Annotated in this window: 13 protein-coding genes; 8 read left to right on the top strand and 5 right to left on the bottom strand. The window is 68.1% G+C overall.

Annotated features, from left to right (window positions below; genetic code table 11):
- The first annotated feature begins 7 nt into the window (after positions 1–7).
- From MJ605_RS09875 to MJ605_RS09885, 3 genes are all read left to right on the top strand, one after another.
- Positions 8–2242, top strand: a complete 2235-nt coding sequence (locus tag MJ605_RS09875; protein WP_243041308.1) for a xanthine dehydrogenase family protein molybdopterin-binding subunit — start codon at positions 8–10, stop codon at positions 2240–2242.
- Between the two features lie 93 nt (positions 2243–2335).
- The gene (locus MJ605_RS09880) at positions 2336–3430 is read left to right on the top strand and encodes an XdhC family protein (RefSeq protein WP_243041310.1); all 1095 of its coding nucleotides are present in this window, start codon (positions 2336–2338) and stop codon (positions 3428–3430) included.
- On the top strand, positions 3427–4047 hold the full coding sequence (locus tag MJ605_RS09885) for a nucleotidyltransferase family protein (RefSeq protein WP_243041312.1): 621 nt from the start codon (positions 3427–3429) through the stop codon (positions 4045–4047). Before MJ605_RS09880 ends, MJ605_RS09885 begins: the two co-directional genes overlap by 4 nt.
- On the opposite strand, the gene MJ605_RS09890 is transcribed toward MJ605_RS09885, so the two are convergent.
- From MJ605_RS09890 to MJ605_RS09905, 4 genes are all read right to left on the bottom strand, one after another.
- Positions 4035–5126: a glycosyltransferase gene (locus MJ605_RS09890; RefSeq protein ID WP_243041313.1), complete on the bottom strand. Its 1092-nt coding sequence runs from the start codon at positions 5124–5126 to the stop codon at positions 4035–4037. The two genes, MJ605_RS09885 and MJ605_RS09890, sit on opposite strands and share 13 nt — an antisense overlap.
- 5 nt (positions 5127–5131) lie before the next feature.
- Complete coding sequence (gene hpnH / locus MJ605_RS09895; RefSeq protein WP_243041315.1) at positions 5132–6274, bottom strand: adenosyl-hopene transferase HpnH; 1143 nt, start codon at positions 6272–6274, stop codon at positions 5132–5134.
- 112 nt (positions 6275–6386) lie between these two features.
- Positions 6387–6995, bottom strand: a complete 609-nt coding sequence (idi, locus tag MJ605_RS09900) for an isopentenyl-diphosphate Delta-isomerase (protein ID WP_243041317.1) — start codon at positions 6993–6995, stop codon at positions 6387–6389.
- 136 nt (positions 6996–7131) lie between these two features.
- The gene (locus tag MJ605_RS09905; protein WP_243041318.1) at positions 7132–7674 is read right to left on the bottom strand and encodes a DUF2147 domain-containing protein; all 543 of its coding nucleotides are present in this window, start codon (positions 7672–7674) and stop codon (positions 7132–7134) included.
- A 55-nt stretch (positions 7675–7729) separates the two neighbouring features.
- Here MJ605_RS09905 and hpnI point away from each other — a divergent pair, with 55 nt between their 5' ends.
- The 5 genes from hpnI (at position 7730) to MJ605_RS09930 (ending at position 13195) form a co-directional block, all read left to right on the top strand.
- Positions 7730–8887, top strand: a complete 1158-nt coding sequence (hpnI, locus tag MJ605_RS09910) for a bacteriohopanetetrol glucosamine biosynthesis glycosyltransferase HpnI (RefSeq protein WP_243041320.1) — start codon at positions 7730–7732, stop codon at positions 8885–8887.
- An 82-nt stretch (positions 8888–8969) separates the two neighbouring features.
- Positions 8970–10397 (top strand): hopanoid biosynthesis associated radical SAM protein HpnJ, encoded by a 1428-nt coding sequence (gene hpnJ, locus MJ605_RS09915; RefSeq protein ID WP_243041322.1) that lies wholly within the window; start codon positions 8970–8972, stop codon positions 10395–10397.
- Positions 10398–10458: 61 nt separating this feature from the next.
- Positions 10459–11250 carry a hopanoid biosynthesis-associated protein HpnK gene (hpnK, locus tag MJ605_RS09920; RefSeq protein WP_243041324.1) on the top strand — a complete coding sequence of 264 codons (792 nt, stop codon included), beginning with the start codon at positions 10459–10461 and terminating at the stop codon, positions 11248–11250.
- A complete protein-coding gene (locus tag MJ605_RS09925; protein WP_243041325.1) occupies positions 11247–12284 on the top strand; it encodes a lysylphosphatidylglycerol synthase domain-containing protein in 1038 nt (345 codons plus the stop codon). Before hpnK ends, MJ605_RS09925 begins: the two co-directional genes overlap by 4 nt.
- Before the next feature lie 20 nt (positions 12285–12304).
- Positions 12305–13195, top strand: coding sequence for a ferritin-like domain-containing protein (locus tag MJ605_RS09930; RefSeq protein WP_243041327.1), 891 nt, complete (start codon positions 12305–12307; stop codon positions 13193–13195).
- 7 nt (positions 13196–13202) lie between these two features.
- Here MJ605_RS09930 and hpnA read toward each other — a convergent pair whose 3' ends face one another.
- Positions 13203–14180 carry a hopanoid-associated sugar epimerase gene (hpnA, locus tag MJ605_RS09935; RefSeq protein ID WP_243041328.1) on the bottom strand — a complete coding sequence of 326 codons (978 nt, stop codon included), beginning with the start codon at positions 14178–14180 and terminating at the stop codon, positions 13203–13205.
- Positions 14181–14296 lie beyond the last annotated feature (116 nt).

Genomic DNA, 14296 nt, shown 5'->3' on the forward strand with positions numbered 1-14296 from the left:
AACCGATATGCCCGCCGATGCATCCGTCATCCCCCTTTCCCCGGTCGGACGCCCCACCGCGCGCGTCGATGGGCCGCTCAAGGTCAGCGGCGCCGCCCGCTACAGCTCCGACTTCCACTTTCCCGGCATGCTCTACGCGGTACCGGTGGGGGCGCGCGTGGCGCATGGCACCATCGCCTCGATCGACACCGCCACCGCCGCTGCCATGCCCGGCGTGCGCAAGATCTATACGCGCGAGAACATCGGCCGCTTCTACCGCGTCTCCAAGTCCAGCGGCGCCATGATCGACGAGAACCGCCCGCCATTCGAGGACGACCGCATCTACTACTACGGCCAGTACGTAGCGCTGGTGGTGGCCGACACCTTCGAGCAGGCCACCGCCGCCGCGCACCGCGTCGCGGTGAGCTATGCCGACAGGCAGGCGCCCGACGTGGACGGCCGGTTGTCCGGCAGCGAACCGCAGAAGGTCGATACCCAGCGCGGCGACGCCGCGGCGGCCTTCGCCGGCGCCCCGGTCAAGATCGATGAAACCTACGTCACGCCCACCGAGACCCACAATCCCATCGAGCTGCACGCCAGCGTGGCGCTATGGGACGGCACGCGCTTCACCCTCTACGAAACCAGCCAGGCGGTGATGAACCAGCGCGCGTCGCTGGCGCAGATGCTCGGCGTGCCGGTGGAGAACGTGCAGGTCATCACCGAGTTCCTCGGCTCGGGCTTCGGCGGCAAGCTGTGGGTGTGGCCGCACAGCCTGCTGGCCGCCGCCGCGGCGCGCGACCTGGGCCTGCCGGTGAAACTGGTGGTCACCCGCCCGATGATGTTCCACAACGTGGGCCATCGCCCGCGCACGCAGCAGCGCATCCGGCTGGGCGCCACGCGCGAGGGCAAGCTGGTGTCGCTGCAGCACGACTACCTGTTCCACCGCGCACGCATCGGCGACTACAAGGAAAACTGCGGCGAGGCCACCGGGTTCCTGTACAGCACGCCGAACCTGCGCGCCGCCTGGGCGCCGGCACTGCGCGACATTCCCGTGGCCACCGCGATGCGCGGACCCGGCGCGGTGCCCGGCCTGTTCGCGCTGGAATCGGCGATGGACGAGCTGGCGCTCGCCCTGAAGATGGACCCGGTGCAACTGCGCCTGCTCAACGAGCCTGGCATCGATGAAAGCGAGAACATCCCGTTCTCCTCGCGCCATCTCAAGGAATGCCTCACCACCGGCGCCGAACGCTTCGGCTGGGCGCGGCGCAACCCGGCCATCGGCGCCATGCGCGAGGGCGACCATATCCTCGGCTGGGGCGTGGCCGCCTGCACCTGGATCGCCGAACGCTTTCCCGCCGAGGTCAGCGTGATGTTCAACAGCGACGGCAGCGTGCGCGTGGCCAGTGGCACCCAGGACATCGGCACCGGCACCTATACCGTGATCGCCCAGATGGCTTCGCAGCTGACCGGCGTGGACCTGTCGCGCATCAGGGTGGTGCTGGGCGACACCCACCTGCCGCCAGGCCCCATCTCCGGCGGCTCCATGGTCACCGGCTCGATGGTGCCTGCCATGGCGCAGGCGATCGAACAGGCCACCGAGCACCTGCTGGCCGCGGCGAGCGAGGACCATGCCCACTTCGGCGGCACGGCGGCGGCGCAGCTCGCCTTCACCCAGGGCTTCGTCCACCGGCGCGACCAGCCGCCCGGCAGTGGGCATCGCTTCGAGGACGTGCTGGCGTCGGCGCGGGTGGGCCATGTGGAAGGCCGCGGCAAGTCGGAAGGCACCTTCGGCAGCAAGGCCAAGAAGGCCTACTCCACGCATTCCTACGGCGCCCACTTCGTCGAGGTGGCCTGGCAGCCACAGATCGCGCGGCTGCGCGTCAGCCGCGTGGTGAGCGTGATCGACGCGGGCAAGATCATCAACCCGCTGACCGGCCGCAACCAGATCGAGGGCGCCATCGCCATGGGCGTGGGCATGGCCCTGTTCGAGGAAACCCACTACGACCCGCGCAACGGCATGGCGGCCAACGGCAACCTGGCCGACTACGTGATGACCACCCACGCCGACGCGCCGACGATGGACGTGGTGTTCCTGGACTACCCCGACACCAAGTTGAACCAGATGGGCGCGCGCGGCATCGGCGAGATCGGCCTGGCCGGCTTCGCCGCGGCCACCGCGTCGGCGGTCCACCACGCCACCGGCATCCGCGTGAGGGAACTGCCGATCCGCATCGAGGACCTGCTCGCCTCCAAAGTGGCCTAGCGATGCGGCCCTGCCCACCGGCATTCCCGCTTGATGCCCCGGAGAAGCCGGCCTAGCCTTGCATCCGCTCTTCCGCCCAGCTGCGAGGTACCGATGAATTCCGCACAGGAATGGCGCTCGCTGGTCGGCGCGCTGCGTTCGCTGCATCAGGAAGCATCCCGCGAGGCGGCGCTGGCGACCATCGTGCGTACGCATGGCTCGACCTTCCGCCGGCCGGGCACGCACATGCTGGTGTTCGACGATGGCGAGGTGGTTTGCGAGCTATCCGGCGGCTGCCCCCAGCGCGACATCCTGCTGCGCTGCCTGGAAGCCATCGACACCGGGCAGGCCCAGGTGGTGAGCTACAACGCCGAGTCGGGCATGGACGTGTTGATGGAAATGGGCTGCGGCGGCGAGCTGGACGTATTGGTCGAGCCCCTGGCCACGCCCGGCTCGGCGGCGTTCGCCGACGCGCTGGCGCGCGGCCTGGAACAACGCCGCAGCCTGTGGCTGGCTACCCTGTTCGCGGTGGACGGCGCCACGCTGACGCCACGCCACCTGGTATCGCATGGACAGCACGTCCTGTATGACGGCCTTGGCGATCCCGCCTGGACGGCGGCCATCGCCGACGCCATCGGCACGGTGGATGTCATGCCCGCGGCCACGCGGCGCCTGTCGGCCCACGGGCAGGTGGCCGATGTGCTGATCGAGCCGGTGGAACCCGCCCATGCGCTGGTGGTCATCGGCAGCAATGCCGCGGCACGCGCCCTGCTGCCGGTAGCCGATCTGCTGGGCTGGCAGCTCACCCTGGTGGACCAGGACCCGCAGCGCCTGCGCGCCGGCAGCCTGCCATCCGGACTGGCGACGGTCTGCGCTTCGCCAGGCAGGATCAGGGAGGCACTGGCGCTGGATACGCACAGTTCCGTGTTGGTGATGACGCACAATGTCGAGCAGGACATCGCCTATCTCGCCGCCCTGCGCGACTCGCCGGTGGCCTATATCGGCGCACTCGCCTCGCGCGAACGCGCCTTTCGCATGCAAAGCGAGGCAGGCTTCGCCGACCTGCGCCTGCATGCCCCCGCCGGCCTCGACATCGGCTCGGAGACGCCCACCGAGATCGCACTGGCCGTGGTGGCGGAAATCCTCGCGGTGCTCCACCGCCGCAGCGGCGCGCCGCTGCATCGCATGCAAGGCAGCATCCACGGATGAACGCGCCGCAGGTCGGCATCGTATTGCTCGCCGCCGGCGAAGGGCGCCGCTATGGCGGCATCAAGCAGCTCGCCCGGATCGAGGGAGAGCCGATGGTCCGGCGCGCGGCGCGTACCCTGCTGGCCACCGGCATGCCAGTACTGGCGGTGACCGGGGCGCACGCCGCCCCGGTCGAGGCCGAGCTTGGCGATCTCCCCTTGCGCATCGAGCATCACGCAGCCTGGCGGGAGGGCATGGGCGGTTCGCTTGCCGCCGGCGTACGCGCCCTGCTCGCCTGGCAGCCATCGGCCAGCGGCATCCTGGCCTGCCTCGCCGACCAGCCCGGCTTGCGCGCATGGATGCTGCAACGCCTGCTGGCGCGGCATGCCCAGGCCCCCACGCGCGTGCTTGCCGCCCGCCACGGCGACGCGGCCGGTCCGCCGGCCCTGTTCCCCCGTGATTGCTTCGATGCGCTGCGGGCCTGCGCTGGCGATCGTGGCGCACGCGACCTGTTCAAGGCGGAGGCATCGCGCGTGGAGACCTTCGACTTCGGCGAACTGGTGGACGTGGATACGCCCGCCGACCTTGGCCGCGCCATGCGCTCCGGCTGCCAGGCCGACCCTGCTCAGGAACTGTAGACGCGCCCCTTCCATTGCGAACGCACGCCGCGCCAGTAGCGCAAGGCCGAGCTCCAGGTCATGCCAAGGTACAGCAGCGCTCCCAGCGGCAGCAGCAAGGCCCACCATGGCGGCATGCGGTAGTAGCGCAGCATCGGCAGGTAGCCGAACATCATCGCCAGCAGGGCTAGCGCCGCCCACGGCCAGTACACCGAGCCGATCAGCAGCAGCGGCGCGCCATAGGCCAGCGCGAACAGCACGGTGACGACCAGCAGCAGGGCGGCCGAGTAATGCAGTTGCGTGAATGCCGAACGCGCCACCATCTGGTGGATCGAGCCCAGCGTGCCGTAGGGGCGCAGGCTCACCACGTCGCGGCTCAATCCCAGCCAGGTGCGGAAGCCCGCCTGCTTGACCTGCCGCGCCAGCGTGCAGTCGTCGATCAGCGCATCGCGCAGGCTGGCAAAGGCGCCCACGCGCCGCAGCACCTCGGTATCGACCAGGATGCAGCCGCCCGCCGCGGCCGCCACCAGGCGGGAGCGCGAGTTGGACAGGGCGAACGGATACAGCAGCTTGAAGTAGTACACGAAGGCCGGCAGCAACAACCGGTCCCAGAAACTGGTGCGGCGAAGATCGGCCATCAGCGACACCAGCTGGCGCTGCCCGCATCGCTTATGCGCCAGCAAGGCGGCCAGCAGGCCGGGACGCAACTGGATGTCCGCGTCCAGCAACAGGGTCATCGGCGTGCGTACGTGCCGCAGGCCCTGCTCCAGCGCCCACAGCTTGCCGGCCCAGCCGGGCGGCAAGGGTTCGCCGCGAACGACTTCGGTACCGGGAAACCCCGCCGCGATGGCCGCGGTCGCATCGGTGGACTGGTCGTCGACCACGATGACACGCAGTCCTTCGCCCTGCGCCTGCAGCCCGGCCAGGGTGGCGGCGATCACCTCGGCCTCGTTGCGCGCGGGAATCAATACCGTCACCTCGTCCAGCGTGGCGTCGCCGCCGGCCTCGAGGTGCTCGCGCGTGCTCCATGGGCGCCAGGGCACAAGCAGCAGTCCCACCCACACCAGGACGGGAACGATGGCGCCGATGAGGACAAGCATCGGCGTCAGTGGCCGGCGTCCGCTCCCGCGGCGGCGCCGCGACGCTCGATGGCGCTGACCGGAATGCGGATCGCGGTAGCGTCGGCACGGTCGCCGTACAGCACCGGCAGGTCAGGCGCCATCGCGCCTTCGGTGGCGGGTCCGAACAGCGCCACGCGCGCCGCCTTCAGCGGATGCGCGAAGGTGTCGTCCACCGCCGTGCCTTCGAAGCCGCAATGCGCCATGCAGTTGTCGCACTTGGGATTGATGCCGACGCCGTACTTGTCCCACTCGGTCTCTTCCAGCAGTTCCTTGTAGGTCCTGGCGTAGCCTTCGTCCACCAGCAGGTAGCAGGGGCGCTGCCAGCCGAAGATGTTGTAGGTCGGGTTGGACCAGGGCGTGCACTGGTAGCTCTGGTTGCCGGCGATGAAGTCCAGGAACATCGACGACTGGTTGAACACCCACTTGCTCTTGCGCGCGCGCCCGATGCGGAACACGTCGCGGAACAGCTGCTTGCTCTCCGTGCGGCCCAGGAACACATCCTGGCGCGGCGCATGCTGGTAGCTGTAGCCGGGCGACACCGTGATGCCCTCGATGCCGAGCGACATGGCGAAATCGAAGAACTCGGCGATCTCTTCCGGCTTCTCGTTGTTGAACAGGGTGCAATTGATGGTGACGCGGAAGCCGCGCGACAGCGCCAGCTTGATCGCCGCCACCGCCTTGTCGAACACGCCCTCCAGGCACACGGACGCGTCGTGGCGCTCCTTCAGCCCGTCGAGGTGGACCGACCAGGTGAAATACGGCGAGGGCGTGTATTCGTCGATGTGCTTGGGCAGCAGGATGGCGTTGGTGCACAGGTACACGAACTTCTCGCGCGCCACGATGCCCTGCACGATCTGCGGCAGCTCCTTGTGGATCAGCGGCTCGCCGCCGGGAATGGACACCACCGGCGCATCGCACTCGTCCACCGCGCGCAGCGCATCCTCCACGCTCATGCGCTTTTGCAGGATGTCCTTGGGGTGATCGATCTTGCCGCAGCCCGCACAAGCCAGATTGCACTGGAACAACGGCTCCAACATCATCGCCAGGGGATAGCGTTTCTGTCCGCTCAGCTTCTTGCCGATGATGTAGCGCGCGATCTTGGTCTGCTGAATCAGAGGAATGCCCAACGGAATCTCCTCGCCGCCTTATCGGTTGTAACCTGCCTGCTTCCCGGAACACCCGGAGAGCCCGTCCGTTGCCGGACCGCCATGGAGCCGGAGTATAACCACGCGGCGGCGTTCAGGGGGTAAGTGACGCGCCCGGCGCGAGCCATGCCGCGTGCTCCCTGCGCAGGCGCTCCCATTCGATCTTGAACCACGGCGTGAACCTGTCCGGGGTTTCCGCCACTTCGCGATCCAGCGCCTCGGGCGAGATATAGCGCAGCGCGGCGATTTCGTTCGCGTTCACCACCGGCTCGTCGTCGCATTGCCCCAGGTAGACCCAGCACAGCTCGTTCTCGGCACCCTCGCTGTCGAACTGGGCCTGGTACTGGAACTTGAAGGCGAAGCGCAACTCGCAGTCCAGTCCCAGTTCTTCGTGCAGGCGACGATGAATGGCCGCCTCCATCGCCTCGCCGCGGCGCGGATGGCTGCAGCAGGTGTTGGACCAGTAGCCGGGCCACAGCCGCTTGCCCGCCGCGCGCTGCTGCAGCAGCAGTTCGCCCCGGCGGTTGAAGATGAACAGCGAAAAAGCACGATGCAAGGTGCCACGCCCCTGATGGGCGGCGGCCTTGTCGAGAAAACCGGTCTCACGGTCGTCTTCGTCGACCAGCACCAGTGGTTCGTCCTGGAACGAGACGATCTCCGTCGTCCATTGTCCTACGGCATAGTCCAGTTCGCGATTGGCCAAGGTCGAACCTCTCAGATCCTGCGGGCGGCATACGGTTCACGCCATCACGTCTTCGTCACAAAAACGGAACGTGGCGGCAAGGACTCCGCGTCAGGCTAACAAAGCAGCCCCGGCACGAGTAGTCCCCACGCCTTGCTCATGGCGACCCGGTCACAGGCGGCGCCTGCGTGCGGGTCCAGGTGGTGCTGCCGCCCAGCAGGGGAACGCCGATGTAACCGCGCAGGCTCAGGCGATCGCGATCGAGCAGGCGGATCTCGCAGTGGTAGGTCTTGCCGTCGTCGCTGTCGTAGACACGTCCGCCGACCCATTTGCGGCCATCCGGATCGTAATGCAACCCCCACAGCAGCCGGAGCCCGGCCAAGGGCCGCGAACGCAGCAAGGGATCGGGATTGTGGCGGTCGGTGACCGTCTTGCCCGCAAGCGCGGAGCCATCCTCGGGACCATAGGTGTCGTGCAGCTGCCAGACGATGCGGCCGGCATAACCGTCGCCTTCCCGTTCGATGCGGATGATCGCGTCGCGACTGGCCACCAGCCAATCGCCGACGATGGCTGATGAACCATCCGGCACGGGCGATTGCGCATGAAGCGCCAGGCATCCGCACAGGCTCGCCCATGCGAGCCACCATCCCCATCGCCACTTGCGCACGCCTGGGCAGAAGATGCGCCAAAAGGCAAGCATTGCCTGACTCATGGGAATACTTTAGAAGTAAAGACGGATCGAGCACAGCCACCCCATGCTGCCCCACGCTATCGTCCCCACCCTGCTGGCTTGGCTAGGCACGGCCTTGTGCCTGTGCGCCTGCGGCTACGCCTGCGCAAGCCTGTGGGCGGGCCTTCGCCATCGACGCAGGATCGCGCAACCGGAAAGCCGCTTCCACGGCCGTCCGATCAGCGTGCTCAAGCCCTTGCATGGCGGGGAACCCGGGTTGTACGACGACCTGCGCGGGTTCTGCCTGCAGGATCATGCAGACTACGAACTGCTGTTCGGCGTGCGCGATGCCAACGATCCCGCCATCGCGGTCGTGCGCCGGCTGCAGGCCGAGTTTCCGCAACGGGCCATGACCTTGGTCGTCGATCCGACGGTGCATGGCGCCAACCTCAAGGTCAGCAACCTCATCAACCTGATGGCGCACGCCAGGCACGACTGGCTGGTACTGGCCGACAGCGACATCAGCGTGACAGCCGATTATCTCTCCAGGGTAACGGCACCGTTGGCCAATGCGGAGGTAGGCATCGTCACCTGCCTCTACCACGGCGTGCCGCGCGGTGGCTTCTGGTCGCGGCTGGGCTGCCTGTTCATCGACGACTGGTTCGCTCCCTCGGTGCGGCTGGCGCACGCCTTCGGCTCCACCCGCTTCGCCTTCGGCTCCACCATCGCCTTGCGCCGCGACACGCTGGCCGCCATCGGCGGCTTCGAGAGCCTGCGCGACACGCTGGCGGACGACTTCTGGCTCGGCGAATCAAGCCGCCGCCTCGGCCGGCGCACCGTGCTGTCGGAGGTGGTGGTCGGCACCGGCGTCAACGAGGGCCGCCTGCGCGAGCTGTGGACACACGAGCTGCGCTGGCTGCGCACCATACGCTCCGTTTCGCCGGCCGGTTTCGCCATGAGCTTTGTGTGCTTCACCTGGCCGGTGCTGGCGATCGGCCTGTGGATCGCTCCGGGCTGGCCGAATGCCGTGTTTGCGGCGGCTGGCATCGGCGCGCGCCTCCTGCGTTATTTTGTGACGCGGATCGACATGCGCCGGCCTTTCCCCCGTCGCGATATCTTGCTGACCCCTTTCCGTGACGCGCTATTGCTGCTGGAATGGGCCGGCGCCTTGATCCGCTGGCAGGTCCATTGGCGCGGACAGGTATTGCACGCGCGCAAGCATGCGCCCTCGCGGTATTCTTGAGGCACACAGGACCGTGCGGCGCATCATCGATGAACGACTCGTTGCGGATCTGAACCAGACTGCTGCAGGAGCTTGGCAATCCATGAAAACGCTTTTTCTGCAGGCGCCCTCCTTCGACGGTTTCGACGGCGGCGCCGGCTCTCGCTACCAGGCCAAGCGCGAGATCAAGAGCTTCTGGTACCCCACCTGGCTGGCGCAGCCGGCCGCGCTGGTGCCCGGCTCGCGCGTGCTTGACGCCCCGGTGGAAGAACTCTCGGTGGAAGACACGCTGGACATCGCCGCGGACTACGAGCTGGTGATCATCCACACCAGCACGCCGTCCTTCCCCACCGACGCGAAATTCGCCGAACTGCTCAAGGCGCGCCGCCCCGGCATCCTGATCGGCATGGTCGGCGCCAAGGTGGCGGTCGATGCCGAAGGCTCGCTGCTGGCCTCGCCGGCGATCGACTTCGTGGCCCGCGAGGAATTCGACTACACCTGCAAGGAAGTAGCCGAGGGCCGCCCGTTCAAGGACATCACCGGCCTGAGCTACAAGCTCCCGGATGGCCGCGCGCAGCACAACCCGCCGCGCGCCACCATCGAGCACATGGACGACCTGCCGTTCGTGGCGCCGGTCTACAAGCGCGACCTGAAGATCGAGCGCTACTTCATCGGCTACCTCAAGCACCCCTACGTGTCGATCTACACCGGCCGTGGCTGCCGTTCCAAGTGCACCTTCTGCCTGTGGCCGCAGACCGTGGGCGGGCACCGCTACCGCGTGCGCTCGGCCGCCAATGTGCTGGCCGAGGCGAAGTGGATCAAGGAGAACATGCCGGAAGTGCGCGAACTGATGTTCGACGACGACACCTTCACCGACAGTTCCAACATGGAGCGCGTGCACGAGATCGCGCGCGGCCTGCACGCCATGGGCTGGACCTGGAGCTGCAACGCCAAGGCCAACGTGCCCTACGAGTCGCTCAAGATCATGAAGGAGAACGGCCTGCGCCTGCTGCTGGTGGGCTACGAGTCGGGCGACGACCAGATCCTGCACAACATCAAGAAGGGCCTGCGCACCGACATCGCGCGCACCTTCACCGAGAACTGCCGCAAGCTGGGCATCACCGTGCACGGCACCTTTATCCTCGGCCTGCCGGGCGAGACCAAGGAAACCATCGCGCGCACCATCCAGTACGCCAAGGAAATCAACCCGCACACCGTGCAGGTATCGCTGGCCGCGCCCTACCCCGGCACCACGCTCTACAAGCAGGCGGTCGAGAACGGCTGGCTGCAGCCCGACGAGACGCACAACCTGGTCAACGACAAGGGCGTGCAGCTGGCACTGATCAGCTACCCGCACCTGTCGAAGGAAGAGATCTTCCACGGCGTGGAGACGTTCTACCGGAGCTTCTATTTCCGCCCGTCGAAGATCTGGGAGATCGTCAGGGAAATGCTCGGCAGCTGGGAAATGACCAAGCGCCGGTTGCGCGAGGGCGTGGAATTCTTCCGCTTCCTGCGTGCGCACGAGGCCTGAGCGCCCCGCCACGCCGCGCGCCATGGGCTCGAAACCGCTTCATTCGCGACCACGCCTGATCGTGACCGCCGACGACTTTGGCCTGCACGAGGCAGTCAACCAGGCGGTCGAGCGCGGATACCGCGACGGCGTGCTGGGCGCCGCCAGCCTGATGGTCACCGCGCCGGCGGCCGCCGATGCGGTCGCGCGCGCCAGGCAACTGCCGGGCCTGGCCGTGGGGCTGCACCTGGTGCTGGCCGATGGCCGATCGGCCTTGCCGCCCTCGCGCATTCCCGCCCTGGTGGACGGTGACGGCCGCTTCGGCGACGCCATGGCGCGCGACGGATGCCGCTTCTTCTTCCTGCCGCATGTGCGGCGCCAGCTCGCCGCTGAAATCCGCGCCCAGTTCGACGCCTTCGCCGCCACCGGATTGGCGCTCGACCACGTGAACGCGCACAAGCACTTCCACCTGCATCCCACCGTGCTCTCGCTGCTGGTCTCGATCGGGCGCGAGTACGGCCTGCGCGCGGTGCGCCTGCCGGCGGAGCCGGGCATGTCCCGCTGGCTGCAACCCTGGCTGGCGCTGATGCGCTGGCGGCTGCGGCGTGCCGGGATACGCTACAACGACCATGTATTCGGCATCCGGCACAGTGGCGGCATGGACGAGCACGTGGTGCTGGACGTAATCGGGCGCCTGCCCGCCGGCCTCTCCGAGCTTTACCTGCATCCGGCCACGCACGGCGAGCTTACGCCCGCCATGGCCAGCTATCGTCACGCGGACGAGCTGGCCGCCCTGCTGTCGCCGCGCGTGCGCCGCGCCATCGACGAGCACTGCCAGCTCTGCCACGGCTTCGCCGACCCGGCGGCCGCATGAAATACCTGGTCTACATCACCGGCCTGCTGGGCCTGGCCGCGGCCATCGTGCTGGTCGTGCACCAGGACTGGACGGCGATCCGCGGCGCGTTCGACCACGCGGGCTGGGCCCTGTTGTGGCTACTGCCGTTCCATGTACTGCCGCTGCTGCTGGATGTGCTGGGCTGGCGCACGCTGCTGGCCCCGCGCGATCCGCAGCGCCGCGCCGGCGTGCCGTTCCTGTTCTGGGTCGCCACCGTCCGCGAGGCCTGCAACCGGCTGCTGCCGGTGGCCAATATCGGCGGCGAGATCGTCGGCATCCGCCTGGTCAAGTGGCGCGGCCTCGACGGCGCCGCGACGGCGGCGAGCGTGGTGATCGAAGTGCTGCTCACGCTGGTGAGCCAGTACGTGTTCGCCGCGCTCGGCATCCTGCTGCTGATCGGCCTTACCGAGCATATCGGCACGCTCAACTCGGTCATCGGTGCCCTGGCCGCCAGCCTGCCCCTGCCGATCGCGCTGATCCTGCTGCTGCGCCACGGCCAGTTGTTCTCGCGACTGGAAGCGTTTGCCACCAAGCTGCTCGGCGGCCCCTCGCGCTTCACTGAACTGCTCGACGGCTCGCGGCTGGACCGCGAGGTGCGCGACCTCTACGGGCGACCACTGCGGCTGGTGGTGTCGTGCGGCTGGCAGGTGGCCGGCTTCGTGGTCGGCAGTTTCGAGAGCTGGCTGGCCCTACAGCTGCTGGGCTATCCAATCTCGCCGTGGGATGCCATCGCGATCGAGGCAGTGACCCAGTCGGTGCGCCACATCATCTTCTTCGTTCCCGCAGGACTGGGCGTGCAGGAAGGCGGCCTGGTGCTGTTCGGCGGCATGATCGGCCTGCCCGCCGACGCCGCCATCGCCCTGTCGCTGGTCAAGCGCGCCCGCGAGGTGGGCTTTGGCGTGCCCGCCCTGCTGTCCTGGCAATGGGCCGAGGCGCATCGCCTGCATGCCGGCTGGCGGGCGCGCCGCGCCCGCGTGGCGGCCGACGCCTCCGACGGCCAGTTGCCTTCCTGATCCACGGAGAGAGATGCCTGATGACGCATGACGCCACCGTTGCCGCCGCCGACCACGCCATGCGCCACTGGCTCGGCGAGCCCGGTCGCATCCGCATCGGCTCGGAGGCGCACAAGCGCCTGTTCTGCCGCATGCTGCTGGACACCCACAACCCGTACAAGCCGGCCGTGATCGAATGGCCTGCGCTGGAAGCCGACGCCCTGCAGCGCATCACTTCGCTGCCGATCTGGGACATCGCGGTGCAGACCGAGGGCAAGGCCAAGCTGCGCGTGGCGACCTATACCGCGACGGTGGGCGACCCGCTGCTGCACGAGGCCATGACCATGGATGGCGACGAGGAAGCGCGCCACAAGGTCGTGCTGAGCAAGATGGTCGAGGCCTACGGCATCGCGCTGGCGCCGGAACCGGAATACGAAGTGCCGAAGGACCCCGAGTGGGGCTGGCTGGTGACCGGCTACAGCGAATGTATCGACAGCTTCTTCGCCTTCGGCCTGTTCGAGTCGGCCAAGCGCACCGGCTATTTCCCCGCCGAACTGGTCGAGACTTTCGAGCCGGTGATGCAGGAAGAGGCGCGCCACATCCTGTTCTTCGCCAACTGGGTCGCCTGGCATCGCCGGCAGTTGCCGTGGTGGCGCCGCCCCGCTTTCGAACTGAAGGTGATGCGCGTATGGCTGTTCCTGATCTGGGAACGCATCGGCATCGCCAAGGGCCTGGACGACAACGGCGAGATGCAGGACGCCAATTTCACCCTGACCGGCCACCAGCAGATCGGCCTGGACCTGAAGCTGGGCGAACTCATCGACCTCTGCCTCGCCCAGAACAGCCTGCGCATGGACGGCTACGACGAACGCCTGCTGCGCCCCACCTTCGTGCCGCGCCTGGCGCGGCTGGCCCGACGCTTCGTGCGTTGAACAGGCCCTAGTGGTGCAGGCTGAACCACGCCACCGCATCTTCCAGCGCAAGGCGCACCGGGCCGGCGGCATAGCCCAGTTCGCGCTCGGCCTTCGCGCTGGAGAAGAACATGCGCTTCCTGGACATGCGCACCTCCTCGACGGTGGCGATCGGCGGCTTGCCGCTGATCCGCGCCCAGGCCTCGGCGGCATAGGCCACCGGCATCACCGCCGCGTGCGGCAGGCGCCAGCGCGGCGGCTTGCGGCCCACGATGTCGGCGATCTCGAACAGCAGCTCGCGCAGGCTGAGGTTGGCGCCGCCCAGCACGTAGCGCTCGCCGATCGCGCCCCGCTGCCAGGCCAGCAGGTGTCCCTCGGCCACGTCGTCCACGTGCGCCACGTTGAGGCCCGTATCGACATAGGCCGGCATGCGGCCGGCCATCGCATCGCGCACGATCCGGCCGGTGGGCGTGGGCTTGATGTCGCGCGGCCCGATCGGCGTGGACGGATTGACGATGACCACCGGCAGGCCTTCCGCCGCGTAGCGGCGCACCAGCGCCTCGGCGAGGAACTTGGAACGCTTGTAGTGTCCCACCATGTCGGCCAGCGAGACCGGCGTATCCTCGTCGCCCGGGCGTCCGTCCGTGGGAATGCCCAGCGTGGCCACGCTGCTGGTATAGACGATGCGCGGCACGCCGGATCGCCTGGCTGCCTCCATCAGGGCCTGCGTGCCGTCCACGTTGGTGCGGTACAACTGCTCGGGCTGCGGCGCCCACAGCCGGTAGTCGGCCGCCACGTGGAACAGCGCATCGCAGCCGTCGCACACGTGCGCCAGGGATGCAGCGTCGGCCAGGTCGCCCTCGACCACCTCCAGTTCGAGCCCCTGCAGGTTCCGGCGATCCGAACCGGGACGCGCCAGCGCGCGCACCTCGTGTCCTTCCCGCAGCAGGCGCCGCGCCACCGCCGAACCCACGAAGCCGGTGGCGCCGGTGATGACGGCTTTCATGGCCATCGCACCGCGCCGCGAAACCTGAAGATCACCTGCAGGACACCTGGATGCATAGCGCGGGCGTTCCGTGAACTCTTGGGACCGTTGCGGTTCATTATGTACGATGAAGGCGC

This window comes from Dyella sedimenti, from assembly GCF_022760995.1.
Classification (GTDB): Bacteria; Pseudomonadota; Gammaproteobacteria; order Xanthomonadales; family Rhodanobacteraceae; genus Dyella; species Dyella sedimenti.

Coding starts and splice junctions, on each gene's coding strand:
- MJ605_RS09875 (WP_243041308.1), top strand. CDS start 8: ATGCCCGCCGATGCATCCGTCATCCCCCTTTCCCCGGTCGGACGCCCC.
- MJ605_RS09925 (WP_243041325.1), top strand. CDS start 11,247: ATGAAATACCTGGTCTACATCACCGGCCTGCTGGGCCTGGCCGCGGCC.
- MJ605_RS09905 (WP_243041318.1), bottom strand. CDS start 7,674: ATGCTTGCCTTTTGGCGCATCTTCTGCCCAGGCGTGCGCAAGTGGCGA.
- hpnA (WP_243041328.1), bottom strand. CDS start 14,180: ATGAAAGCCGTCATCACCGGCGCCACCGGCTTCGTGGGTTCGGCGGTG.
- MJ605_RS09885 (WP_243041312.1), top strand. CDS start 3,427: ATGAACGCGCCGCAGGTCGGCATCGTATTGCTCGCCGCCGGCGAAGGG.
- MJ605_RS09930 (WP_243041327.1), top strand. CDS start 12,305: ATGACGCATGACGCCACCGTTGCCGCCGCCGACCACGCCATGCGCCAC.
- hpnI (WP_243041320.1), top strand. CDS start 7,730: ATGCTGCCCCACGCTATCGTCCCCACCCTGCTGGCTTGGCTAGGCACG.
- MJ605_RS09880 (WP_243041310.1), top strand. CDS start 2,336: ATGAATTCCGCACAGGAATGGCGCTCGCTGGTCGGCGCGCTGCGTTCG.
- MJ605_RS09890 (WP_243041313.1), bottom strand. CDS start 5,126: ATGCTTGTCCTCATCGGCGCCATCGTTCCCGTCCTGGTGTGGGTGGGA.
- hpnJ (WP_243041322.1), top strand. CDS start 8,970: ATGAAAACGCTTTTTCTGCAGGCGCCCTCCTTCGACGGTTTCGACGGC.